Raw genomic sequence first — 22,875 nt, 5'->3', positions numbered from 1 at the left:
CGCCCTCATCATCGTCGGCATGACGAACGACGGGTGTGCGGACGCAGGCGCCGAGGTCATCGCGATCGACGAGCACGCGGCCCTCTGCCTGGCCGCGAACGAGGTCGGCAGCCCGCTCTGGAGCGCGCTCGTCCACGGGACGACGCTGGAGAAGCTCATGAGCGCGGTCTCGGAGCTCTACGCGTCGTCCGCCGACCGGCTGCCGGCTGACGTGGACGAACTCTTCACCGCGTTCGAGGAACGCGGTCTACTTCAGCCCTAGCGCCTCACGCGCCGCGTTCTCGACGCGCTCGAGATCTCGGCTGACCATCCAAGACCCGCCGACGCAGGCCACATTGGGCAGCGCCAGATAGTCCGGCGCGTTCGCCGCGTTGATCCCGCCCGTCGGGCAGAAGCGCAACTGCGGGAACGGCCCGGAGAACGCCTTCAGCGCCTTGACGCCGCCGACCACCTCCGCCGGGAAGAGCTTCGCGTGCGTGATCCCGCGCTCGATCAGCGCGACGAGGTCCGACGGCGTGGCGGTGCCGGGCAGGAACGGCACGCCGCTGTCCTGCAGTCCGTCGAGCAGCGTGGGCGTCGCGCCCGGGGAGACGAGGAAGCGCGCGCCGGCGGCGAGCGCGTCGGCGATCTGCCCGGTCGTGGTGATCGTCCCGGCGCCGACGACCGCGCCTTCGACCTCAGCCGCGATCCGCTCGATCGCGGCGAGGGCGGGCTGCGTGCGCAGCGTCACCTCGATCGCCGGCAGGCCGCCGCGGACCAGCGCCCGGGCGAGCGGGACGGCGTCGTCGAGGTCGTCGATCACGACGACCGGGATGACCGGCGCGAGGCCGGCGATGTACTCGACGGTGAGCGCGTCGCGTGCGGTGGCGGTCATGCGTAGATCCTCGAAGGCGCGATTTCACTGAAGACGGACGCGCCCGCGTCCGGGCGCCCGACGCGTTCGCGGAAGGCGGCGAACAGCTCGCGGCCGGTGCCGTGGGTGGCGTGCTCGGGAATCCACGGCTCGCGCTCTGAGAGGTCGACGTCGACGTCCAGGCGCCCGGTCTCTGAGTCGACGCGGACGACGTCGCCGTCGCGCAGACGCGAGAGCGGGCCGCCCGCCGCCGCCTCGGGCGTGCAGTGCAGCGCCGCGGGAATCTTCCCGGAGGCGCCGCTCATGCGGCCGTCGGTGACGAGCGCGACGCGGTGGCCGCGGTCCATCAGCAGGCCGAGTGCGGGCGTGAGCTTGTGCAGCTCGGGCATGCCGTTCGCCCGCGGGCCCTGATGGCGGATCACCGCCACGATGTCGCTGTACAGCTCGCCGCGGTCGAATGCGGCGAGGAAGTCGCCCTGGTCGTCGAAGACCCGCGCGGGCGCGGTCACGACGCGGTGCTCGGGCGCGACCGAGGAGACCTTCATGACGGCGCGGCCGAGCCCGCCGTCGAGCACGCGGATGCCGCCGTCGGGGGCGAAGGCGTCGCTCACGGGGCGCAGGACGCTGTCGTCGCGTGAGGTCTGCGGCGCGGGACGCCAGCACAGCTCGTCGCGTTCGTCGAGGTACGGCTCGTCGCGGTAGCGGCCGAGGCCGAAGCCCGCGATCGTCTCGACGTCCGGGTGCATCAGCCCCGCGTCGAGCAGCTCGCCGATCACGAACGGGACGCCGCCGGCGGCGTGGAACTGGTTGATGTCGGCAGCGCCGTTGGGGTAGATGCGGGTGAGCAGCGGGGTGACCGCGCTCAGGTCGGCGAAGTCGTCCCACGTGAGGTTGAGCCCCGCGGCGGCCGCGATGGCCACCAGGTGCATGGTGTGGTTGGTCGAGCCGCCGGTCGCGAGCAGCGCGACGACGCCGTTGACCAGCGTGCGCTCGTCGACGATCTCGCCGATCGGGGCACAGCCCTGCGTCGCGACGCGGCCGGCGTGGTTGGTGAGCGCGCGCCGCAGCTCGGTGCCGGGGTTGACGAAGCTCGAGCCGGGCAGGTGCAGGCCCATCGCCTCGACCACGAGCTGATTGGAGTTCGCGGTGCCGTAGAAGGTGCAGGTGCCGGGCGAGTGATACGAGGCCAGCTCGGCGTCGAGCAGGGCGTCGCGGCCGATCTCCCCTGCCGCGAAGCGCTGGCGGGTGCGGCTCTTCTCGCCGTTGGGGATACCGGAGGGCATCGGGCCGGCGGGCACGAAGACGGTCGGCAGGTGGCCGAAGCTCAGCGCGCCGATCAGCAGCCCGGGCACGATCTTGTCGCACACGCCGAGCATCAGCGCGCCGTCGAACATGTCGTGCGAGAGGGCGATCGCGGTCGACATCGCGACCACGTCGCGGCTGAAGAGCGAGAGCTCCATGCCGGCGCGGCCCTGGGTGATGCCGTCGCACATCGCGGGCACGCCGCCCGCGACCTGCGCCACACCACCGGCCTGCAGTACAGCCTTCTTGAGGATCGAGGGGTAGCGCTCGTACGGCTGGTGCGCTGAGAGCATGTCGTTGTAGGACGACACGATCGCGACGTTGCGCCGCACGGCGGCCTTGAGGTGAAGCTTCTCGTCAGCGCCGCACGCGGCCAAGCCGTGCGCGAGGTTCGCACACCCCAGATCTCCCCGCGCAGGGCCATTCTGGCCCGCTGCGCGGATGCGATCGAGGTAGGCCGAACGGCTACTGGCGCTACGCGCGGCGATGCGCGCGGTGACTTCCATGACGACTGGATGCACGGTTCCGAAGCTACAGCCGCAAGCGCTTGCGCGCAAGCGGTTGCGACTCGCATCACCCGGATGGGTGGTTCGAGTTCACGAGCGCCTAACATCCCTGCCGTGGTCACGATGGCGGATGTCGCGCGCTTGGCCGGCGTCTCGGTGACGACGGTCTCGCACGTCATCAACGGCACGCGGCCCGCGAGCCAGCGCACCCGTGACTCCGTGCTGGCCGCGATCGAGCGCACGGGCTACCGGCCGAACACGATCGCGCGGGCGCTGGCGCGCGGTGGGACGCAGTCGCTCGGGCTGGCGATCAGCGGCCTCTCGAACCCGTACTTCACCGACGTCGTCGCCGCGATCGAGGCCGCCGCGGGCCGCGCCGGGCACACGCTCCTGCTCGGCGACACGCGCGAGGACCCCGAGCACGAGCTGCGGATCGTCCGCGCCCTGGCCGAGCGCCAGGTCGACGGGATGCTCCTGGCGCCGACGGTGGGCGCGCTCGAGCACGCACTTCCCTACCTGGAGTCCCAGGGCGTGCCGACCGTGCTGCTCGATCGCTTCGTCGACGTGCCGCTCGACCAGGTCGGCTGCGACAACGAGCAGCCGACCGCGCGGCTGGTCGAGCACCTGATCGACAAGGGCCACACGCGGATCGCGATGGCGATCGGCATCCCGGGGCTGAGCACGACCGACGAGCGCGTGCGCGGCTACCGCGGGGCGCTGGAGCGTGGCGGGCTGGCGTTCGATCCCGGGCTCGTCGCCGAAGGCCACTCGCAGCGCGACGCCGCGCGCGACGCGATGCACACGCTGCTCGAGCTGCCCGACCCGCCGACCGCGGTCGTCTCCGGCAACAACTTCATGACGATCGGCCTGCTGCGGGCGATCGCCGAGCGCGGCCTGACCGTGCCCGACGACCTCGCGCTGGTCGCCTTCGACGACTTCGAATGGGCCGACCTGTTCGCCCCGCGGCTGACCGTCATCCGCCAGCCGACGACCGAGCTCGGGTCGCGCGCGGTGGAGCTGCTGCTCTCGCGGCTCGCGGATCCCGACCGGCCGCCGCGGACCGAACGGCTCGAGGCGATGTTCGTGCACCGAAACTCATGTGGGTGCACAGGACCTTCACCTGCTCTGCAGCTTCGCGCGCAACCCTCGAAGGCATGACGACTTCACCACGTGAGTTCGGCATCACCACGCTGCTCTTCTCGATCTACGTGAGCGCCAGGGGAGGCGCTCAGGTCGCGGGAGCCGCGCGCAGGCTCTTGCGGTAGGTCCGCAAGTCGGCGGGGCCGGCGAGCAGGGGCTCGTCGAACACCCGCGAGGAGATCTGTCGATATCCGAGACGGCTGTACCAGTCGTGCAGCCGCTCCTTCTGTGGGTGCGGGGCGCCATGCGGCACCAGCAGCTCGAGCTGCATGAAGGCGGTGCCGTGATGCTGCTCGGCGAACGTGAGCAGCGCGCGCCCCGTTCCCGCACCGAAGGCCGCCGGGTCGACGGACAGCATCCCCAGCTCGGCGGTCTCGTCGTCGAGCCGGCGCACCCGGACGGAGCCGACCACGCGGCCGTCGTCCTCGCGGGCGACCGCGATCTCGCCCGCCTCGATCAGCTGCCCGACCGCGTTCGGGTTCGTGCGCGTCCACCCGCCGTGCCAGATCCCGGGCTCGCCCGCGTGGTAGGCGGCGTTGATGATGCGTGCGACGTCGGCGGCGTCTTCGGAGGAGGCAAGCTCGACGATCACGTCAGCTCCTTCGCTCGGGTGAGTGCGTCCTGGCGGGTGGAGATCGCGCCGGCGAACCGGTCCTCCTCGAGCTGGGCGAGGATCGTGCCGAGTTGCGGGCCGGGCGCGATCCCGGCCTCGCGGACGAGCTCGTCGCCGCGCAGGAGCGGCGGCGCGATCGGCTCTTTGGCGGCGGCGATGAGCTCGCGGGCGACCTCGAGGTGGGCCTCGATCGCCTGCTCGGCGTTCTTGCCGCGGGTGGCGAGGCGGTCGGCGACGGTGAAGATCGTGGTGTCGGCGCTGTAGGGCCTGGTGGCCTGCAGGTAGCGCCACAGCGTGCGGCGGTCCAAGGGGCGACGGTGGACGAGGAAGCCGGCGTCGAGGTGGTGGGCGATCAGCGCGGCGACGTACTCGCGCAGCTTCGAGGACGAGCGCAGGCGGCCGAGCACGTCCTTGGCCAGTTGCGCGCCCTCGCGGTCGTGGCCGAGGAACGTCACCCGCCCGCCCGGGAGAACGTCGCGGGTCTGCGGCTTGGCCGCGTCGTGCAGCAGCGCGGCCCAGCGCATCGCGTCGCCGCGGGTCAGCTCGTCCGCGAGCGGCTCGCCCAGCAGGTCCGCGTACTCCGGGTGTCGCTGGAGCTTGGTCACCTCGTCCAGGACCTCCAGCGTGTGGTCGTGGACGTCGAGGTGGTGGAACTGGCTCTGCTCGATGCCCTTGAGCCTCGTGAGTTCTGGGAGCACGACGTCGGTCAGCCCGTGCTCGTCGAGGAGCTGGAGGCCGCGCAGGACCGCCGCGGCGGAGATGATGCGCTTCAGCTCGGCGAAGACCCGCTCGTGCGCGACGTGTTCGATCCCGCGCGCGTTGGCCGAGGCGGCCTCGCCCGTGGCCGCGTCGAGCGTGAGGTCGAGCTCGACCGCGATCCGGATCGCGCGCAGGCTGCGCAGCGGGTCGTCCACGAGCGCCTGCGCGGAGACCATGCGGACGAGACGCTTGGAGAGATCGTCCCGGCCGCCGTGCGGATCGAGCACCTCGCCCCCGGCCAGCGGCTCGGCCATGGCGTTGATCGTGAAGTCGCGGTGGGCGAGGTCCTGGTGGATGTCGTCGTCGCGCAGCGTGACGAGATCCACGTGCCAGGCGTGCTCCGGCGCGACCACCCGCCAGGCGCCGAACGCGCCGCTGAGCTCGAACGCCGCCCCGCGGACCGCTCGCGCCAGCTTGCGCGCGTACGGCTTGGGGTCTCCGGGGATCGCGAGGTCGATGTCGTCGGTGTCGCGCCCGAGCAGCTTGTCCCGGACCGCGCCGCCGACGAGCCACGCGTCCTCGCCCGCGAGCGCCTCGCGCGCGGCTTGCAGCGCCTGGCTCACGTGTACCGCCTCGGCACGCGCCGCGAGATCCCGCACGTGATCTCGTAGTTGATCGTCGCGAGGACGGCCGCGAGATCCTCGGCGAGGATGCGGTGCTCCCCGCGCGCGCCGATCAGCACCGCCTCGGTGCCGGGCTCGACCGGCGCGTCGCCGAGGTCGACCGTGATGTTGTCCATCGAGACCGTGCCGACGCCCTTGGCCCGCCGGCCGCCCACCAGCACCTCGAACTCGCCGGTGAGCCCGCGCCGGAAGCCGTCGCCGTAGCCGACGGGGATCGTCCCGATCCACGTGTCGCGCTCCGCGATGAACCGCCGCCCGTAACCCACGGAGTCACCCTTGCGCGCCTGCTTGACCTCGGCGACGTAGCTCACGAGCTCGAGCGCGGGCTCCAGGCCATGGTCCGCGGGGTCCTCGTGGAACGGGTCCATGCCATAGATGGCGATCCCGCAGCGGATCATGTCGAGTCGGGCATCGGGCTCGCCGAGCGCCGCCGCGGAGTTGGCGGCGTGGCGCAGCGTGTGCAGCCCGTCGGCCCAGGGGAGGAAGCGGGCGAGCTGCTCGCGCATGAAGTCCGGGTCGTCGTCGGCGGTGGCGAAGTGGGTCATCGCGCCGGCCAGCCGCAGGCCAGGCGTGGCCGTGACGGCCTCGGCGACGCGGGTGGCCTCGTCCGGATCGCGCGTCCCGAGCCGCCCCATCCCGGTGTCGAGCTTGACGTGCACGCCGACGCCGCGCGGAGAGGTCGCGCCGCCCGGCGGAGCCGGGCCGCCGCCCAAAGCGCCTCCGCCGGCGACCCCGCCGGCTGGCGGCGCGCCGGCGCCCAGCGTGCCACCCCCGAGCGCCTCGGCCCGCGCCGCCACGGCGCGGACGAACGCCTCGCGCCACGCCACCACGTCCGCGCCCGCCCGCAGCGCCACATCGAGCTCTTCGGCCGAGAGCGCGCCCATCACCAGGATCGGCCCGCCCAGACCCGCCGCGCGCAGCTCCGCCGCCTCGCCCGCGGTCGCCACCGCGAGCCACGACGCTCCCCCGCGCTGCGCCGCCCGCGCCGCCTCGACCGCGCCGTGCCCGTACCCGTCGGCCTTCACGACCGCGCACAGCGGCGCCAGGGCGGCCAGCCGGGCGCAGTTGCGCTCGATCGCACCGGTGTCGATCCTCGCCTCCGCGCGCACCACGGGGCTACTCGGCGGCCGGGGAGACCGGCGACACGTTCACTTCGATGCTGTCGCGCACGGTGAGAGCCACGGGAATCCAGGTTATGCGCTGAGCGCGGCGGGCAGCGAAGCGATGACGTCGGAGGCGATCACGCCGTCGGGCCCGTGCGGCGCGGCGGCGATCTGGCCCGCCCGCAGGTGGGCGTAGACGCCGGCGCACGCGCCCTGGGCGACCGGCATCCCCTTCGCCAGCATCGCGCCGATCACGCCCGAGAGCACGTCACCCGTCCCGGCCGTCGCGAGCCCGGGCGCGCGCCCGCGCGAGATCGCCACCCGCCCGGACGGCGCCGCCACGAGCGTGTCGTCGCCCTTGAGCACCACGAACGCCTTGCTGATCGCCGCCGCCTCGCGCACGTGGCGCAGCCGCGAGCGCTCGACCTCCGCCGAGTCGACTTCCAGCAGCCGCCCCAGCTCACCCGCGTGGGGCGTGAGCACCGTCGGCCAGCGCCGCCCCGCGAGGATCTCCTCCAACTGGCCGGCGAGCGCGTTCAAGCCGTCGGCGTCGACCACGAGCGGGACGTCGATCCGCGGCGCGACCGCGCGCGCCAGCGCCTGGGACTGCGGATTCTTCGACAGCCCCGGCCCGAGCACGACCGCGTCCGCACGGACCACGGCCTTCAACACCGGCTCCAGGCCCGACGCATCGAGGTGCCCGTCCCCGTCCTCGGGCAGCCCGACGACCATCGCCTCCAGCAGTCTCACCGTGAAGCTCAGCTCAAGACTCGCGGGCGCGCCGACCGTCACATAGCCCGCTCCGGCGCGCATCGCCGCCAGTGCAGTCATCGCGGGCGCGCCCGTGAGCCCGCGCGAGCCGCCGATGATGCAGACGTTGCCGGAGCTGAACTTGGTCGACGTCGCGCCGCGCCGCGGCACCTCGCGCAGCACGCCGGACCCGATCAACCCGGCGTCCGGCCGCGCCGGACCGCCGCGGGGGATGCCGATGTCGACGATGTCGACCTCGCCCGCGTACTCCTTGCCCGGCCGCACCCACAGGCCGACCTTCGGCCGGTGGAACGCCGCCGTCGCCACGCAGTGGACCGCGGGCCCTTCGACCTCGCCGGTCGTCGCGTCGACGCCCGAGGGCACGTCGGCCGCGATCACGGGCGCCTTCGCCGCCTCCATCTCGGAGATCACCTGATCCGCGGGCGAGCGCGGCTTGCCGGAGCTGCCGGTGCCGAGCACGCAGTCGACGATCACCTGCGCCTTGTTGAGCCGCCCGGCCTCGAACGCGACCGGCTTCGCCCCCGGCAGCTTCTTCAGCTGCGCCTGCGCGTCGGAACCCATCCACTCCGCCGGCCAGACCAGCAGGACCTCGACGTCGCGCCCCGCCTGGCGCAGCACGCGCGCGGCGACGATCCCGTCCCCGCCGTTGTTGCCCTTGCCGCACACGAACACCACCCGCCCCGCGGGCGCGCGGCGCGAGATCACCCCGGCGAGGCCTTCACCGGCCCGCTCCATCAGTTCGTCGACGGCGATCGTGCGCTCGTTGATCGCCCAGCGGTCGATCTCACGCATCTCGCCCGCTTCAAGCAGCGGCTCCATCCAGCGCGGCAGGCTCATCGCGGCGGAAAACTACCCGCCGCGAGGCCGACTACGCCGGGAGACCGCTGAGACTGCGCAGCCGTGAGGCCGCCCGAACCGCTTCTTCGCGCGAGTTGACCTCGAGCTTGCGGTACAGATTCTTGAGGTGAGACCGCACGGTCTCGGACGAAAGCACCAGCGTTTTGGCGATCTGGTCCGTCGTCGCGCCCGTCGAGAGCAGGTCCAGGACCTCCCACTCGCGGTCGGTCAGACGGGAACGCACCGGGCGCAGACCCGCCCCGCCCGTGGGCGCGGCGCGATAGCGCTCGATCAGCTTCATCGCGAGCTGACGCGAAATGGCGGCCTCGCCCTCGAGCGCCCCGCGCAACGCGCGCGGGAGAGCATCGAGCTCGACCTCCTTGGAGAGGTAACCCGCCGCACCCGCACGAAGCCCGCGCAGGCCCAGCTCTTCGTCACCCGCACCGGTCAGCATTACGACACGAATGGACGGATCGTGCTCATAGATCCGCCGCGTCGCCTCGATTCCGTCCATCTCCGGCATCATGAAATCCATCACGACGACGTCCGGGCGGTAGAAGAGCGCGAGCTCCACAGCCTCGCGTCCGGTCGACGCCTCCGCGATCACGGTGACGTCAGCCCGCTGCAGCGTGTCCCGAATCAGGCGGCGTACCAAGGGATCATCATCGGCGATGATGGTCCGCAGGACCGGCTGTTCGTTGTTGTCGTCCTTGTCAATCACTTAATCGGATCCTCCGGGTCCGGTCCTGCCCCGCCAGATGGTACGTATGTAGTCGGCCTCTGTGGGGGAATTTTCTACCCGTGGGGCATCGGATATCCGTTTAGCGGGGGATTCATGCCCCCCTGCCAGCGGCAGGAACTCCCCGTGGCACCGGGTGAAGACCACCTTCTCGATTGCGCGCGCACCCGGCACTCTGTGTACGTGGGCGCTCCCCGAATCGAACCCGAATGAGCAACAACCTGCGCCAACTGCGCGAGGAGCGGGGCCTGGACCAGACCCTGCAGAATCTCCTCCGCGCGCTGACGCTCAACCTCGAGTTGCGCGCCCGCTATCGCGTGTTCGAGTTCGAGGCGTCGCAGGACGGCCACACGGACGTCGCCGAGCTCTTCAGCCGCATGCGCATCGCCGAGGGCGAGCAGATCGCCGCGCTGATGGAGGGTCTGCACTCCCGCCTCGGCGCCGTCGACATCGCGGGCCTGGTCCAGTCGATCGACTGACCCCCGGCGGGACTACCCTGCCGGGATGCCCGACGCTCCCGCCAACGACGCGCCGTACCGACTGATCAACGACGTCGTCTTCGGTGAGCACGCCGTCGTCTACAGCTTCACGAACCTCTACGGCTGCCACATCGGCGCCCGTTCGCGCATCGGCACGTTCGTCGAGATCCAGCGCGGCGCCACGATCGGCGCCGACTGCAAGATCCAGAGCCACACCTTCATCTGCGACGGCGTGAGCATCGGCGACGGCGTCTTCGTCGGGCACGGCGTGATGTTCATCAACGACAAGCGCCCGCGCGCGACCGCCGAGGGCGGCGCCCTGCAGACCGAGGACGACTGGGAGCTGCTCCCGACGCGTATCGAAGACGGCGCGAGCCTCGGCTCAGGCGCCGTGATCCTCGGCGGCGTGACCGTGGGCGCGGGTGCGATCGTGGGCGCCGGCGCCGTCGTGACCCGGGACGTGCCCGCGGGTGGGACCGTGGCCGGAGTTCCGGCACGAATCATCCGTTCTTCCGCCCCCTAGCGTGCAAGTGCCAGCCCCGCCCGAGCGTTTATGGGCGTGCGGGCTGCCACCCACCCAGGGTCTGGGTAGTGATCTACCCCAAAGCGGGTGAACCGACCGTCACCCGCGAGGTGCCACGGGGGGGAGAGTTGCCGCGTGGGGCAGACAAGGTTCCCCTTCCACAAGGGTCCTCCGAAAACCACACTGCGTTGAGACGGATGAACGCCACGGCAACCCGCACAACGACCCTGCCGCTGCGAACGACGTCCACGACCAACCGCGCGCCGCTCGAGACCTAACGGGTCAGCTCGAGATCTGCGCGCCTACTCGGCCCTGACCAGACCGAGTGGCCAGACGCCGCCTTAACGCCCTCCCCCCGGGCGTGAAGGACGTCGCATGGACGACAGGCAGGAGGACACGAATGTCAGCAGCCCCGATTTACCTGAAGCCGAGAGAGAAGAAGCAGGCCGGCGTACTCACCGGAAGCTTTCGCCGCACCACCCGACTCGTCGACGACGAGGCCGGCACCCGCGCCGTCAACCAGGCGGTCGTGCGAGCCAAGCAAGGCGACCGCGAGGCGCTCCGGTATCTGTACGTGCACTACGCGGATCACGTCTACGGCTACGTCGCCAGCATCGTGCGCGACGATCACGAGGCCGAGGACGTCACCCAGCACGTCTTCGCCAAGCTGATGACGGCGCTGCCGAAGTACGAGCCGCGCGAAGTCCCCTTCTCCGCGTGGATCCTCCGTGTGTCGCGCAACGTCGCCGTCGACCACATGCGCCAGCGCCGCGCGATCCCGTGCGACGAGGTGCGTGAGCTCGAGACCCACACCGATGACGACGACGCCTCGCGGATGCGCTCCTTCGGGCTGCGCGACGCCCTCGCGACGCTTCCTGAGGAGCAGCGCCAGGTCGTCGTCATGCGCCATCTCGTCGGCCTGACGCCAGGCGAGATCGCTCATCAGCTCGGCCGGACCGAGCCCTCCATCCACGGCCTGCATCACCGCGGTCGTGGCGCCCTTAGAACCGCGCTCTCCGAGATGGATTGCGCTCCCACGATCGCTGGAAAGGTGGCCGCGTGAGCCCCATTGATACGCCGTCTGGGCTCATGCCCATCCCGGTGACCCGCCTCGACCAGGCGGATCCCATCCTCCTGGAGCAGTTGCTCGAAGTCGTCGGCGAGGTCGCCCGCAAGGGCGCCTTCACGATGGGTGCTGAGCTCGACGCCTTCGAGCGCGAGTTCGCCGACTACTGCGGCACCGCGTTCTCGGTCGGCGTCTCCTCGGGCACGGAGGCCCTCTCGCTCGCCCTGCGTGCGCTGGAGATCGGGCCCGGCGACGAGGTCATCGTCCCGTCGAACTCGTTCATCGCGACCGCCGAGGCCGTGAGCTGGGTGGGCGCGACCGCGAAGCTGGTCGACGTCGACCCCGACACGCACCTCATCACCGCCGAGCACATCGCTGCGGCGATCGGCCCCAAGACCAAGGCCGTGATCCCGGTCCATCTCATGGGCTCGACGGTCGACATGGACCCGATCCTCACGCTCGCCGAGGAAGCCGGCATCCGCGTCATCGAAGACACCGCACAGGCCCACGGCGCCTACTACAAGGGTCGCCGCGCCGGCTCGATGGGCGACATCGGCTGCTTCTCCTTCTACCCCACCAAGAACCTCGGTGGGTGGGGCGACGGCGGCGCGATCGCCACCAACGACGAGGCACTCGCCAAGCAGATCGTCCTGCTGCGCTCCCACGGCGAGTCCCCGCGCTACCACCACAAGATCGTCGGTACGACGGCCCGTCTGGACGCGCTCCAGGCCGCGATCCTGCGCGTGAAGCTGCGCCACCTCGACGCCCGCAACGACGACCGCCGCCGCCTCGGCGCCGCGCTCCGCGCCGGCCTCGAGGGCACGAGCGTCGAGCTGCCGTCCCCGGCTCACGAGGACGGCGATCACGTCTACCACCTGTTCATCGTGCGCACCAAGCAGCGCGACGCGCTGCGTGCCCACCTCGAGCAGCACGGCGTCTCCACGGCCGTGCACTACCCCTTCCCGATCCACCGCGCGGAGGCCTACGGGCCCGAGCTGGAGGGGAGCCTGCCGGTTTCCGAGCGGCTGGCCGAAGAGATCTGCACGTTGCCGTTGTTCCCGACAATGTCCGATGAGGACGTCGCTCGCGTTATCGCGGCCGTCGCCTCGTTCGAATCTGAGGAGTGAGCCAGGATGGCCCGTAGGTTCGTTTCGATCAATAACGCTCCGCTCCGGACGGCGGTCGTCGGGTACGGCTACTGGGGCCCGAACCTCGTCCGCAACGTCATGGAGCGGCCCGAGCTCGAGTTCGCCGGCCTGTGCGAGCGCGATCCCGCCCGCGCCGCCGCGTACTCGGCCCGTTACGCCGGTCAGCCGGTGTTCAACGACCTCTCGCTGGTGCTCGCCGACGACACGATCGACGCGGTCGTGGTCGCCACGCCGCCGCGCACCCATCACGCGATCGTGCGCGCCTGCCTCGAGGCCGGCAAGCACGTGCTCGTCGAGAAGCCCCTCGCGACGACGACCGCGGACGCCGTCGACCTGCTCGAGACCGCGTCGCGCAACGGCCGCACCCTGATGCCGGGCCACACGTTCGTCTACAGCCCGCCCGTCAACAAGATCAAGGAGATCATCGCCGGCGGCACGCTCGGCGAGGTCTACTTCGTCACGTCGTCGCGCATGAACCTCGGCAAGTACCAGGCCGACGGCGTCATCTGCGACCTCGCGCCGCACGACCTCTCGATCCTCCTGTACTGGCTCGACTCCCCCATCGTCGAGGTCGCCGCGACCGGCCGCAGCATCTTCCAGGCCGGCATCCCGGAGACCGCGTTCATCACGCTCACGTTCGCCAACGGCGCCAACGCCAACATCCAGGTCTCATGGCTGGCGCCGCGCAAGGTGCGCGAGATGACGGTCGTCGGTAGCCAGCGGATGATCCAGTACGACGACAACGCCGCCGACGAGGCCGTCCGCATCTTCGACCGCGGCATGGAGTTCTCCGTCCCGCAGACGTTCGGCGAGTACCAGCTCACCTACCGCAGCGGCGACATGATCGTCCCGCGCCTCGAGCCGGCCGAGCCGCTCAGCCTCGAGCTGGCCGACTTCGCCCAGGCCATCCGCACCGGCACCGAGCCGCGCTCCAGCGCCCAGCTCGGCCTCGAGATCGTCATGGCGATGGAGGCGGCCGAGGAGTCCCTGCGCCGCAACGGCGAGCCGATCGCCATCGAGCGCGCGCCGCTCCGCGTCGCCGCCTGATCCGGACTATGAGCACGGCCGAGCCCGTCGCGGGCTCGGCCGGTCTCAGCGCACGACGCGAATCGTCCGCTTGACCGTCGTCGTGCCCGCCGCGTTGCGGACGGCGACCCGCAGCGTCAGCAGGCCTTTCCGCGCCCGCTTGCTCTTGAGCACGAAGGTCCGCGTCGTACGCGAGAGCGTCCCGCTCCCCGCTACGAGCGCTCGGGTGCTCCCGCGGCGCGACAGGCGCAGCGACACCCGCACGCCCTGCTGAGAGCTGACCCGCACCCGCAGCCCGCGGCGGAGCTGCGCGCGCGTGACGCGCCGGTGCGCGACGAGCTTCAGCGAGGGCTTGGCGAGCGGCGCGGCGCCCGGCGAACCCGTCTGCGGCGGTGGTGCCGCGGTTCCCGGACCCGCGGTCGACGTGAGCGCGATTCCGCGGTCGGTGCCGTCGCTGGCGTCGCCTTTGCCCCGCGAGCCGGCGGCGAGCAGGAAGCCGGGCAAGGACGTGGGGGTTGCGCCGCCGGCGTACTGCGGCTTGCCCACGATGTCGTGCGCGCCGCGAGCGCGGGCGTTGGCCACCAGGTTGTAGTCGACCTGCGGGGTCGAGCCAGCCTGCACCGAGACCTCACCGAGGACGTTGTCCATCACCACCGTGCCCTGGCTCGGCGCCATTCCGTCCTTGGCCCCGACGACGATGATCCCGCAGCGCAGATTGAAGTCGCAGGCGCCGTCGGGAAGCGTGTTGTGCCGGAAGACCGAGCCGACGTCGCTTCCGATCTGGACCGCGAACGGATAGCTGCCGGGGTCGATCACGTTGTTCTCGATCAGCTCGTGGTCCGTCCCGTCGGGGGCCATGATCCCCGTCGCGGAGTCGTGGATCCAGTTGCCGCGGATGACCGTGTTGTGCGAACCGTAGAGCTGGATCGCGTCCGTGTGCACGCCGCCGGACGCATGGATCCCGGTGAACTCGTTGTCCAGGATCTGCACGCCGTTCGCGCCGACCTGGATGCCATCGGTGTTGCCGCCGGGACCGAAGACCGAGTGCTTCACGACCACGCCGGACGGAGCGTCACTCGACGTCCCGACGACCGTTAGACGGCCCTCGTAGCAATCGCCGCACTTGTCGATGTTCGGGAACCGGTCGCCGTCGAACACGATGTTCGACGCCGCCATCCCACGCGCGTCGACGACGGCGACCCCGGTGAAGGTGCTGTTGGCGATCGTGACGTCGCGCGTGCTCGCGGCGAGCCGCGCTTCGGTGATCGTCAGACCCTCGAGCTGGAGGTTGCGCGCCGCTGTGAACTGGAGCGAGAGCCGTGCGGTCGCGCCCGGAGCGGAGCGGATCGTCACCGTCGACGGCTTGACGGCACCCTTGAACTGGCCGTAGTCACCCGCGGCCAGCGTGATCGTGTCACCGCCGTGAGCCGCCGCGAACACGCTCGCGAACGTGCCAGGGTCGGCGGCTAGGTCGGCGGCCGAAGCCGAGCTCGGCGCGATGCCCGCGACCGCCACCGCGATCGCCACCCGTACCGCGTGCATGCCGCGCACCGTAGCACCCGCTTTTCAGGTGCGACGGCGTCCGGGGTATCAGATCACGGCGTTCAGATCGGCCTGCACCTCGGCCGGCGTGAGGGCGCGCGAGTAAACGCGGACGTCGTCCAGCTCGCCCTTGAAGAACTGCCCGCGCGCGCCCGTGCCGCCGAGCAGCGCGGTCCCGGCGCGCGACGCCGCCGCCGAGCCATAGGCCCGCTGCTCGCGGGTGGCACCGTTGACGAAGAACGTCACCCGCTTGCCGTCGTACGTCACCGCGAGGTGTGTCCAGCGCCGCGAGGCCAGCGGCTTGAGCTTGCTCTTGACGCTGGCGGCGGGAATCGATCCAGGGCGCGCGGAGGCGTCGCCGGCGAACAGCGCGAAGGCGCCACCTGGACCGAACAACACCGCCGAGCGCTTCGCGGGCGTCGATTGCGGCTTTACCCAGGCTTCGAGGGTGAACACGCGGGTGATGTCGGTTGTCGCCGCCGCCGGAAGGGTGACCACGTGCTTGCCGTCGAACGTCAGCGCGCGCCCATGCCGACCGGCCGTACGCTTCGCGCCCTTGAAGGTCGCGTCATTGCCGAGCCCGGAGGCGTCGTGCAGCTGCGCGCCGGCGGTCTCCTCGAACCCGTACGACAGCAAGAGACCGGGGTGCGGCGGCGGTTGGAGGCGAGCGTCGGGGAAGGGCCCGAACGCATCCGGCGGCGGCGGGGGCGGAATGACCGTCGTCGTGTCGGGAGAGCTCGTCGCGGTCGGCTGTGCGGTGGCGGTCGCTGTGGCAGTGGCGGTCGCCGTCGCCGTCGCCGTCGCGGTGGGCGTCGCGGTCGCCGTCGGAGTCGCCGTCTCGGTCGCGGTGGCGGTCGGAGTCGCGGTAGCGGTGGGCGTCGCGGTCGCGGTCGCCGTCTCGGTCGCGGTGGCGGTCGCGGTGGGCGTCTCGGTCGCGGTGGCGGTCGGGGTCGCGGTGGGCGTCTCGGTCGCGGTGGCGGTCGGCGTCTCGGTCGCCGTAGCGGTGGCGGTCGGGGTCGGGGTGGCGGTGGCGGTGGCGGTGGCGGTGGCGGTGGCGGTCGGTGTCTCGGTCGGCGTAGCGGTCGGCGTCTCAGTCGCCGTAGCGGTCGGCGTCTCAGTCGCCGTAGCCGTCGGAGTCGCCGTCTCCGTTGGGGTCCCGGTCGGCGTCGGTGTCGCCGTCTCGGTCGGGTCGGGCGTCACGCTCGGGACGATGATGCCCTGATCGGTCCCGTCGCTGGCGGACCACTTGCCGGGCGAGAAATCCGTCAGAGCAAACCCGCCGAACGAGGAGGGTGTCTCGCCACCGACGTACACCGGCGTCCCGGCGAAGTCGCTCTCGCCGATCGGCCTGCCCGTGATGAACAGATTGAAATTCGACTCCTCAAGCTTCGAGAGCCCCTCGAGGTCGATCGCGCCGAGGATGTTGTCGCGGATGATCGTCCCGTGACTGAGCGGCAGCCCTTCCTTCGAATCGATCGAGATCAACCCACAGCGCAGCTCCCAGAAGCACACACCATCCGGGAGCGTGTTATGCCGGACGAGCGAACCGTCGTCCGACCACAACGTGATCGCGTACGGGTAGTCGCCCGGCATGATCACGTTGTTCTCGATGACCTCGTGATCCGCGCCGTCCGCGGCCATGATCCCCGAGGAAGTGTCGTGGATCCAGTTTCCGCGGATCGTGGTCTGACTTGAGCCATACAGCTGGATGGCGTCGGTATGAACGCCGGCCGACTCCCAGAGCTGCTTGAACTCGTTGTTCAGGATCTGGACGCCGGCGCCCCCGACGAGGATGCCATCGGCATTCCCTCCGGGACCAAAGACCGAGTTCTGGATCACGATGCCGCTGCTCCGCTGGTTCGTCTCGTCACCGACGATCGTTATCCGACCCTCGTAGCAGACGTCGCAGACGTCGATGTTCGGGAACGTGTCGGCGTCGAAGACAATGTTCGCATCGGCCATCCCGTCGCGTGTATTGACGACGGCCCCAGACGTGAACACGCTCTTCACGATGCTCACGTCGCGCGTTTGACCGCCGATCTCCGCACCGTCGATGGTTGCGCCCACCACGCGAAGATTTCTCGCCTGGGAGAAGTTCAGCGACATGCGTACGGTGCTGTCGGCCGCGGCGACGATCGTCACCAAGCTGGACTTCTCGGCGCCCTCGAACACGCCGTAGTCGCCCGCCGCGAGCTCGATCGAGTCGCCGCCCTTGGCGCCGGCGAAAACCGCCGGGAAGTCGGCTGTTGAGGCGTAAAGCTTGTCGGCCTTCGCCTGAGAGGCGGTACCGAGAAATGCCGCGATAGCGACTAACACCACACCGGAGACCAGCCGAGCGCTCATGGCGGGCCAAAATCTAGCCCCAGAAAGCCTCACGATTGATGAATCTATACCAATTGGGAGGCATCCGGCGAAGGCGCGCGACGCTTCCATTGCGATCATTTCCCGCTAGGGGGCTGACATCCAGTCCCTTGCACCGTCGCCGCCGCGCGTAGCCGAGGAGGTCCGACGTCGGACCTCCGACGCACGCCCCTTACGCGCCGGTGCCTCCTGAATCGGAGCCGGTTCGCCGTTGTTGACCGGGAGCCACTCGACCTCGGCCAGCTCGGCGGGCATCTGCTCATCCTCAGCGGCCGTCTCCCACGCCCCCCGAAGCCACAGGACGGTGAGGATGACGGCGCACCCGATCAAGAAGACGAACACGAAAATGATCGCCGAGATCAGGGGAGACGGGCCGCGACGCGCTGACTCAGCCTGCGCCGGACCGAGCTGCGTGACCACGATGCGGCGTGCTCCTGGGACCTGCTGACTGGCGGCGAGGGCGGTCACATGCGCCTTCAACACCACGATCGCTTCGTTCGCGAGCTTTGCCGCACCCGCGGCGTCGGGAGCCTGGGTGTTGACGACGATGATCGGCACCTGACTCGACTGGATATTCGGGATGCTGACCTTGAGGATGTTCGCGCGAGGATCCTTGGCCGTGACGACCGCGCCGGACACTGCCGGGGCCGCAGCCGCGGCGGCGGCTCCGCCCGCCGGATCGATCGACGAAGCGATCAACGTCGTCGGGGAGATACCGGCCTGCTTGGCGATTTCCTCGCGCAGCGGCGAGGTCGTCATCAGACTGGCCAGCAGCGAAGCCCGTGAGGCGAGCGACGAGGGATCGTTCCCGGTCTCGCCGCCGAGGTCCACGACCTGCGAGCTCGGAGTGTCGATCAACGCCGTCGCCGTCGCCAGCCCGACGGTATGCGACCGGCTCTCGAATTTCGTGGGCAACCCGACGCGATACGAGATGAGCACCGCGGCCATCGCAGCCACGACCACGGCCGCCAGAAGCGCGAGTTTGTGCTGCGATAGGCGACGGAGGGCCGTTACGAGTTCCATGCGATGCGAAGGTTCTTTCGGGTGGGCACGACTGGTTAACGGGCCGAGCAGCGGAGCGCTTCCACGAGTTGCGTGGAAGAGTAGGGACAGCGGCTGCGTTTATGGCAGACATGGAAGCCCCGCCCGTCCGTCCCATCGTCGCCGTACGGCCAGGATCCGCGTTCGAGGCCAGGCCACGCCTGTTCGGCGCGCTCGCCCAGGCCTTCCCGGTCGCGTTCGTGCCCGACACGCTCGAGGGACCGCACGCCGACGGGCTGATCGTCTTTGCCGACGATCCGAGCGAAGTGCCTGTTAACCCCGATCGTCCAACGCTCGTGCTCGGCACCGGCGTGGCCTGCGACGCAGTTGAACCGGTCAGCTTCAGCAGCTCGCCCGCGGTTGACCAGCGGTTGCGCGGGATTACGCTCAGCGACCGCTTGGTCGGCGCCGGCATCCCCGCGCGCGTGGGCGAGACGATGATCGCCGTCGGCGCATCGGGGAACGCTTGGGTGCGCTCGGGTTCCGACCTCGCCGTCCACAGGGTGCGATCGACGTTGCCCGAGCTCTCCGAGACCGAGGTGCTCTACTCGCTCCTCTCGTCGAGAGCCATTGCCGCGATCGCGCTGGTCGAGTTTCTGCGCGGCGTGTCGGCCAGTTGCGGCTGGACGCCGCCGGCGATGCGCGCCGCGTTCCTCTTCGACGACCCTAATCTGCGCTGGCGTCGCTACGGGTTCATCGACTACCGCGCGCTCCTGACGCACGCCCGTACGCACCGCTATCACGCGTCGATGGCGATGATCCCGCTCGACGCGGGCCGGCCACACCGCGCGACCGCGCGACTGTTTGCGCAGAACCCGAACCACCTCTCACTGGTGTTCCATGGCAACGATCACGTCAAGCGTGAGCTGCTGGGAGCGGTCGAGGCCGATGCTGCCTTGCGGACCGCCGCCCAATCGATTCGGCGGGTCGCGCGCTTCGAGCGCAGGAGCGGACTGGCTGTCGATCGCGTGATGATGCCGCCCCACGGCATGTGCTCGGAACCGATGTCCGAGGCGCTAGCGGCGGTGGGCTTCGACGCGCTCGGCGCGATCCATCCGCTGCCGTGGACGGAGGAGCCGCCGACCGATCCTCCGCTGGCAGGGTGGCGCGCGGCGGAGTTCGTGGGTGGCTGCCCGGTGATTCCACGAGTCCCGCTGACGTCTTCACCGGCGGATCTCGCCCTCCGCGCCTATCTCGATCATCCGCTCGTCATCTACGGACATCACGAGGACGTCGCCGACGGCTTCGACGTGCTCGCCGAGACGGCGGCTCGGGTCAACCGGCTGGGCGACGTGGAGTGGATGTCCATCGGAGCGATCGCGACGAGCAACTTCACGGTTCGCATCGACGGCGATCACGCGACGCTGCGACCGTACGCGCGCCGGATCCGCTTCGCCCCCACCGAGGAGGTGCGACGGCTCACGATCGAGGCGCCTTCTGACGTGGCGCGGCCCGACGGCTGCACCGGCTGGACCGACCCATCGGGCGCCAGTCACGCGTTCGGGGCTCCAGTCGAGGTTCCCGCGCGAGCCGTCACCGAGATCCGTCTGACAGGCAGCGCGGATATCGATCCGTTTTCAGTCGCGAGCCCACCGTGGCGGCCGTGGCCCAAGCTGCGACGAATCGCCACCGAGATGCGCGATCGAGCGCTCCCGCTGCAGTCTCAAGTGACGAATTGAAGCTCCTCGGACGTCGGCGAGGAAATCCGCTCGACGTTGGCGCGTTGATAGATCGAAGCGTTTCCTGACGAATGCAGCTCCGAGTCCCCACACGTCCCCGCCGGCTGAGCTTCGCCGGGATTGCCACTTTGAGCGCGGTCGTCGCCCTGGTCCTCGCGATCTGGAGCGTTGCCTCGATCAGCCTGTTGCCGCCGAAGCTCACGCCCCGCGCCATGACCGTGGGGGGCGCGACGACGCATGTTCTCCTCGACTCGCGCGGGTCGTGGATCCTCGATCCGACGTCGACGACGGCGGACTTCACGGGACTGTCGATGCGGGCGGATCTCCTCGGCGACATCATCGCGACACCGCCGATGCGCGACCGGATCGCTCACATCATCGGGGTTCCGGCGTCTCAGATCAGCTCGAACTCGCGCATCACCGCGAACGTCACGGCGATCATGCGCGAGCCGGATCTCGAGCAGCGCTCGAACCAGATCCTGAACTCGAAGCAGCCGTACCGGCTCGAGATGCAAGCCGATCCAGCACTGCCGATCCTCAACATCTACGCGCAGGGACCCTCGACGGCTGCCGCGATGCGACTCGCCAACGCCGCCTACACCGCGCTCGAGCAGCAATTGCACGAGCTCACCGTCCGCGATGGCGCCTCGGAGAGCGACCGCGTCCAGATCCGTCAACTCGGGGGTGCGCGCGGAGGCGTCATCAACGGCGGCTCTGAGATGCAAATCGCGATTCTCACTTTCCTCGTGAGCTTCGTGATCTGCGGCTTCCTGCTCCTGCTGGGTCGACGCGCGCGCCAGGGCTGGAAGGAAGCAGCGGATGCGGCGAGCGGCGGTGGCGCGCCGAAGCGTCGTGCCGTTCGGACACTCCCCGCCGCGGGTGGGATGTGGCCACACACCACGCGAGTGCTGCCGTGGATGATCGCGGGGTTCATGGCCGTGCTGTGGCTCACACCTTTCAACACGATCCAGCTCACCGCGTCACTGCCCTTCGATCTGAAGTTGGACCGACTGGTGCTCCCGGTCATCATTGCCACCTGGGCGCTCGCGATGGCGGTCGGCGGGCCGAGCGCGCCGCGTTTCAAGCCAACGTGGATCCACGCTGCCATCGTCAGCTTCATCGGCGCGGCGTGCATCGGCGTGCTGCTCAACGCCCGTGCGCTCAACCAGTCGCTCGAGTTCGATCTTTCGAGCAAGAAGATCCTGTTGCTCGTCTTCTACGGCTGTCTGTTCATGATGGTCGCCAGCATCGTGCGCAAGCAGGAAGTACCGGCGTTCCTGAAGTACACGCTCGGTCTCGCAGTGATCTGCGCGCTCGGAACCATTTGGGAATACCGGTTTCACTACAACGTCTTCTACGACCTGTCCGACAAGCTGCTGCCCGGGATCTTCCAAGTCGGTTCGGCTGAGTCGACTGGCGTCGACGATCTTGGACGGCGACTGACGCGCGGACCCGGCGAGCATCCACTCGAAACGGTGGCGATGCTTTCGATGGCGATTCCAATCGCACTTGTCGGAATGCTCGGTTCACAGACGCGACGGCAGCGGCTGCTCTATGGCCTCGCCGCCTGCATCATGCTGGCCGCCGGAATCTCGACCTACCGCAAGAGCGCATTGCTCGCCCCGCTGTCGGTCATTCTCACGATCGCCTACTTCCGGCGCCGTGAACTGCTCAAGCTTGCCCCACTGGGTCTCGTGGGCATCGTCGTGGTCCGCATCCTCTCCCCGGGCGCCCTCGGGTCGATCCTGTTCCAGCTCCACGCGAACCGTCTGGACGTGGGAACGGTGAGCGACCGCAGCTCCGATTACGACGCGGTCCGCCCCGACGTGTGGACCCACCTCGCGTTCGGGCGCGGATACGGGAGCTACGACCATGTCAGCTACCGCATCCTGGATTCCGAGATGCTCGGCCGCCTCGTCGACACGGGCATCGTCGGGCTGCTGTTCTACGCCCTGATGGTCGTATCCATCGTGCTTGCCGCCCGCGGAGTCATCCGTCGTCGCGATCCGGTCTGGTCGCCTCCGGCGCTCGCGGTCGCCGCATCCGCAGTCGCCTTCCTCGTCGTGTCGTTCCTGTTTGACGTGACGTCGTTCCCTCACACGCCGTACATCATCCTGTCGCTGGCCGGCCTGCTCGCGGCGATCATTTCGGGGGATGCGAGCGCCGACGCGCCACGTATCACCCCCACGACCACGGCCGTGCGCCGGCGCCAGGCAAGCCGCCAGCACCCGCGCAAGCCCCGCCCGGCAGCGGCGAAACAGCTGCCACTGCGCCGCTAGGCGACTCCGTCGCGGGTTCCAGCGTACGAGTCGTTGGCGACGCGGACTCAATTGTGGTTTGATTCGCCCCGAGTCGATTTCTAGGGGCGTTGGTCACGTCTGTCTGGTCGACAAGGAAAGGGTTCCGGACATGTCGTCGGACATCCCTCACTCCACGGACGGCATCTTGAAGTAGCGCGCGGTCACGGGCTCGGTCAGTCCGGCGCGAAACACATTGAACAATGAGCGGTCTTGGTCGACTACGGCCTTCCGTCCGCTGGGGAATTGCGACGTTGAGAACACTGGGGGAAATCGTGAGCACGCACGATGCTTCGCGTAGGTCGCGCGGAGCCGTGAGGCGTCCCGCACGCCGGCTGGCTGTCGTCCTCGGGGTATCGGGTGCGGCAGTGTTGGGGACGGGTTCAGTTGCGCATGCTGCCGACCTGGCGGCGTCGCCGTCGACGCTTTCGAGCGTGTTCGCCTCGGCGAAGGCGGGCGATTCGGTC

At 69.9% G+C, this 22,875-nt stretch carries 19 protein-coding genes; 9 read left to right on the top strand and 10 right to left on the bottom strand.

Annotated features, from left to right (window positions below):
• Window positions 1-19: 19 nt before the first annotated feature.
• Window positions 20-262, top strand: a complete 243-nt coding sequence (locus OM076_RS40350) for a PqqD family protein (protein WP_270045866.1) — start codon at window positions 20-22, stop codon at window positions 260-262.
• Here OM076_RS40350 and eda read toward each other — a convergent pair.
• Both eda and edd read right to left on the bottom strand, forming a co-directional pair.
• The gene (gene eda, locus OM076_RS40345; protein WP_270045865.1) at window positions 248-874 is read right to left on the bottom strand and encodes a bifunctional 4-hydroxy-2-oxoglutarate aldolase/2-dehydro-3-deoxy-phosphogluconate aldolase; all 627 of its coding nucleotides are present in this window, start codon (window positions 872-874) and stop codon (window positions 248-250) included. The genes OM076_RS40350 and eda overlap by 15 nt on opposite strands.
• Window positions 871-2,661: a phosphogluconate dehydratase gene (gene edd / locus OM076_RS40340; protein WP_270045882.1), complete on the bottom strand. Its 1,791-nt coding sequence runs from the start codon at window positions 2,659-2,661 to the stop codon at window positions 871-873. The genes eda and edd overlap by 4 nt, the downstream gene beginning before the upstream one ends.
• Before the next feature lie 123 nt (window positions 2,662-2,784).
• Between edd and OM076_RS40335 the strand changes: the two genes are divergently transcribed.
• Complete coding sequence (locus OM076_RS40335; RefSeq protein WP_270045881.1) at window positions 2,785-3,819, top strand: LacI family DNA-binding transcriptional regulator; 1,035 nt, start codon at window positions 2,785-2,787, stop codon at window positions 3,817-3,819.
• 70 nt (window positions 3,820-3,889) lie between these two features.
• Here OM076_RS40335 and OM076_RS40330 read toward each other — a convergent pair whose 3' ends face one another.
• The 5 genes from OM076_RS40330 to OM076_RS40310 all read right to left on the bottom strand — a co-directional run bounded on the left by OM076_RS40330 (window position 3,890) and on the right by OM076_RS40310 (window position 9,228).
• Window positions 3,890-4,393, bottom strand: coding sequence for a GNAT family N-acetyltransferase (locus OM076_RS40330; RefSeq protein WP_270045864.1), 504 nt, complete (start codon window positions 4,391-4,393; stop codon window positions 3,890-3,892).
• Window positions 4,390-5,736, bottom strand: a complete 1,347-nt coding sequence (locus OM076_RS40325) for a CCA tRNA nucleotidyltransferase (protein WP_270045863.1) — start codon at window positions 5,734-5,736, stop codon at window positions 4,390-4,392. The genes OM076_RS40330 and OM076_RS40325 overlap by 4 nt, the downstream gene beginning before the upstream one ends.
• Window positions 5,733-6,905 (bottom strand): alanine racemase, encoded by a 1,173-nt coding sequence (alr, locus tag OM076_RS40320; RefSeq protein WP_270045862.1) that lies wholly within the window; start codon window positions 6,903-6,905, stop codon window positions 5,733-5,735. The genes OM076_RS40325 and alr overlap by 4 nt, the downstream gene beginning before the upstream one ends.
• Window positions 6,906-6,989: 84 nt before the next feature.
• The gene (locus tag OM076_RS40315; protein ID WP_270045861.1) at window positions 6,990-8,507 is read right to left on the bottom strand and encodes an NAD(P)H-hydrate dehydratase; all 1,518 of its coding nucleotides are present in this window, start codon (window positions 8,505-8,507) and stop codon (window positions 6,990-6,992) included.
• Between the two features lie 31 nt (window positions 8,508-8,538).
• Window positions 8,539-9,228 carry a response regulator transcription factor gene (locus tag OM076_RS40310; protein WP_270045860.1) on the bottom strand — a complete coding sequence of 230 codons (690 nt, stop codon included), beginning with the start codon at window positions 9,226-9,228 and terminating at the stop codon, window positions 8,539-8,541.
• Between the two features lie 227 nt (window positions 9,229-9,455).
• On the opposite strand from OM076_RS40310, the gene OM076_RS40305 reads away from it, so the two are divergent.
• The 5 genes from OM076_RS40305 (at window position 9,456) to OM076_RS40285 (ending at window position 13,509) form a co-directional block, all read left to right on the top strand.
• Window positions 9,456-9,725: a ferritin family protein gene (locus OM076_RS40305; protein ID WP_270045859.1), complete on the top strand. Its 270-nt coding sequence runs from the start codon at window positions 9,456-9,458 to the stop codon at window positions 9,723-9,725.
• 25 nt (window positions 9,726-9,750) lie between these two features.
• Entirely contained in the window at window positions 9,751-10,248 is a 498-nt protein-coding gene (locus tag OM076_RS40300) for an acyltransferase (RefSeq protein WP_270045858.1), read from the top strand.
• Window positions 10,249-10,648: 400 nt separating this feature from the next.
• Window positions 10,649-11,311 carry an RNA polymerase sigma factor gene (locus tag OM076_RS40295; protein WP_270045857.1) on the top strand — a complete coding sequence of 221 codons (663 nt, stop codon included), beginning with the start codon at window positions 10,649-10,651 and terminating at the stop codon, window positions 11,309-11,311.
• 26 nt (window positions 11,312-11,337) lie between these two features.
• Entirely contained in the window at window positions 11,338-12,441 is a 1,104-nt protein-coding gene (locus OM076_RS40290; RefSeq protein ID WP_270045856.1) for a DegT/DnrJ/EryC1/StrS family aminotransferase, read from the top strand.
• 6 nt (window positions 12,442-12,447) lie between these two features.
• On the top strand, window positions 12,448-13,509 hold the full coding sequence (locus OM076_RS40285; protein ID WP_270045855.1) for a Gfo/Idh/MocA family protein: 1,062 nt from the start codon (window positions 12,448-12,450) through the stop codon (window positions 13,507-13,509).
• A gap of 45 nt (window positions 13,510-13,554) precedes the next feature.
• On the opposite strand, the gene OM076_RS40280 is transcribed toward OM076_RS40285, so the two are convergent.
• From OM076_RS40280 to OM076_RS40270, 3 genes are all read right to left on the bottom strand, one after another.
• Window positions 13,555-15,030, bottom strand: a complete 1,476-nt coding sequence (locus tag OM076_RS40280; protein WP_270045854.1) for a right-handed parallel beta-helix repeat-containing protein — start codon at window positions 15,028-15,030, stop codon at window positions 13,555-13,557.
• Window positions 15,031-15,078: 48 nt separating this feature from the next.
• Complete coding sequence (locus tag OM076_RS40275) at window positions 15,079-17,406, bottom strand: LamG-like jellyroll fold domain-containing protein (protein ID WP_270045853.1); 2,328 nt, start codon at window positions 17,404-17,406, stop codon at window positions 15,079-15,081.
• A 72-nt stretch (window positions 17,407-17,478) separates the two neighbouring features.
• The gene (locus tag OM076_RS40270) at window positions 17,479-18,339 is read right to left on the bottom strand and encodes a YveK family protein (RefSeq protein ID WP_270045852.1); all 861 of its coding nucleotides are present in this window, start codon (window positions 18,337-18,339) and stop codon (window positions 17,479-17,481) included.
• 185 nt (window positions 18,340-18,524) lie between these two features.
• On the opposite strand from OM076_RS40270, the gene OM076_RS40265 reads away from it, so the two are divergent.
• Window positions 18,525-20,111 (top strand): hypothetical protein, encoded by a 1,587-nt coding sequence (locus tag OM076_RS40265; protein ID WP_270045851.1) that lies wholly within the window; start codon window positions 18,525-18,527, stop codon window positions 20,109-20,111.
• A gap of 128 nt (window positions 20,112-20,239) precedes the next feature.
• Entirely contained in the window at window positions 20,240-22,390 is a 2,151-nt protein-coding gene (locus OM076_RS40260) for an O-antigen ligase family protein (RefSeq protein ID WP_270045850.1), read from the top strand.
• Window positions 22,391-22,875 lie beyond the last annotated feature (485 nt).

It is taken from the genome of Solirubrobacter ginsenosidimutans (assembly GCF_027587205.1).
This window is presented reverse-complemented; position numbering and strand designations above follow the sequence as displayed.

Coding starts and splice junctions, on each gene's coding strand:
- OM076_RS40350 (WP_270045866.1), top strand. CDS start 20: ATGACGAACGACGGGTGTGCGGACGCAGGCGCCGAGGTCATCGCGATC.
- eda (WP_270045865.1), bottom strand. CDS start 874: ATGACCGCCACCGCACGCGACGCGCTCACCGTCGAGTACATCGCCGGC.
- edd (WP_270045882.1), bottom strand. CDS start 2,661: ATGGAAGTCACCGCGCGCATCGCCGCGCGTAGCGCCAGTAGCCGTTCG.
- OM076_RS40335 (WP_270045881.1), top strand. CDS start 2,785: ATGGCGGATGTCGCGCGCTTGGCCGGCGTCTCGGTGACGACGGTCTCG.
- OM076_RS40315 (WP_270045861.1), bottom strand. CDS start 8,507: ATGAGCCTGCCGCGCTGGATGGAGCCGCTGCTTGAAGCGGGCGAGATG.
- OM076_RS40305 (WP_270045859.1), top strand. CDS start 9,456: ATGAGCAACAACCTGCGCCAACTGCGCGAGGAGCGGGGCCTGGACCAG.
- OM076_RS40300 (WP_270045858.1), top strand. CDS start 9,751: ATGCCCGACGCTCCCGCCAACGACGCGCCGTACCGACTGATCAACGAC.
- OM076_RS40295 (WP_270045857.1), top strand. CDS start 10,649: ATGTCAGCAGCCCCGATTTACCTGAAGCCGAGAGAGAAGAAGCAGGCC.
- OM076_RS40290 (WP_270045856.1), top strand. CDS start 11,338: ATGCCCATCCCGGTGACCCGCCTCGACCAGGCGGATCCCATCCTCCTG.
- OM076_RS40285 (WP_270045855.1), top strand. CDS start 12,448: ATGGCCCGTAGGTTCGTTTCGATCAATAACGCTCCGCTCCGGACGGCG.
- OM076_RS40280 (WP_270045854.1), bottom strand. CDS start 15,030: ATGCACGCGGTACGGGTGGCGATCGCGGTGGCGGTCGCGGGCATCGCG.
- OM076_RS40270 (WP_270045852.1), bottom strand. CDS start 18,339: ATGGCCGCGGTGCTCATCTCGTATCGCGTCGGGTTGCCCACGAAATTC.
- OM076_RS40265 (WP_270045851.1), top strand. CDS start 18,525: ATGGAAGCCCCGCCCGTCCGTCCCATCGTCGCCGTACGGCCAGGATCC.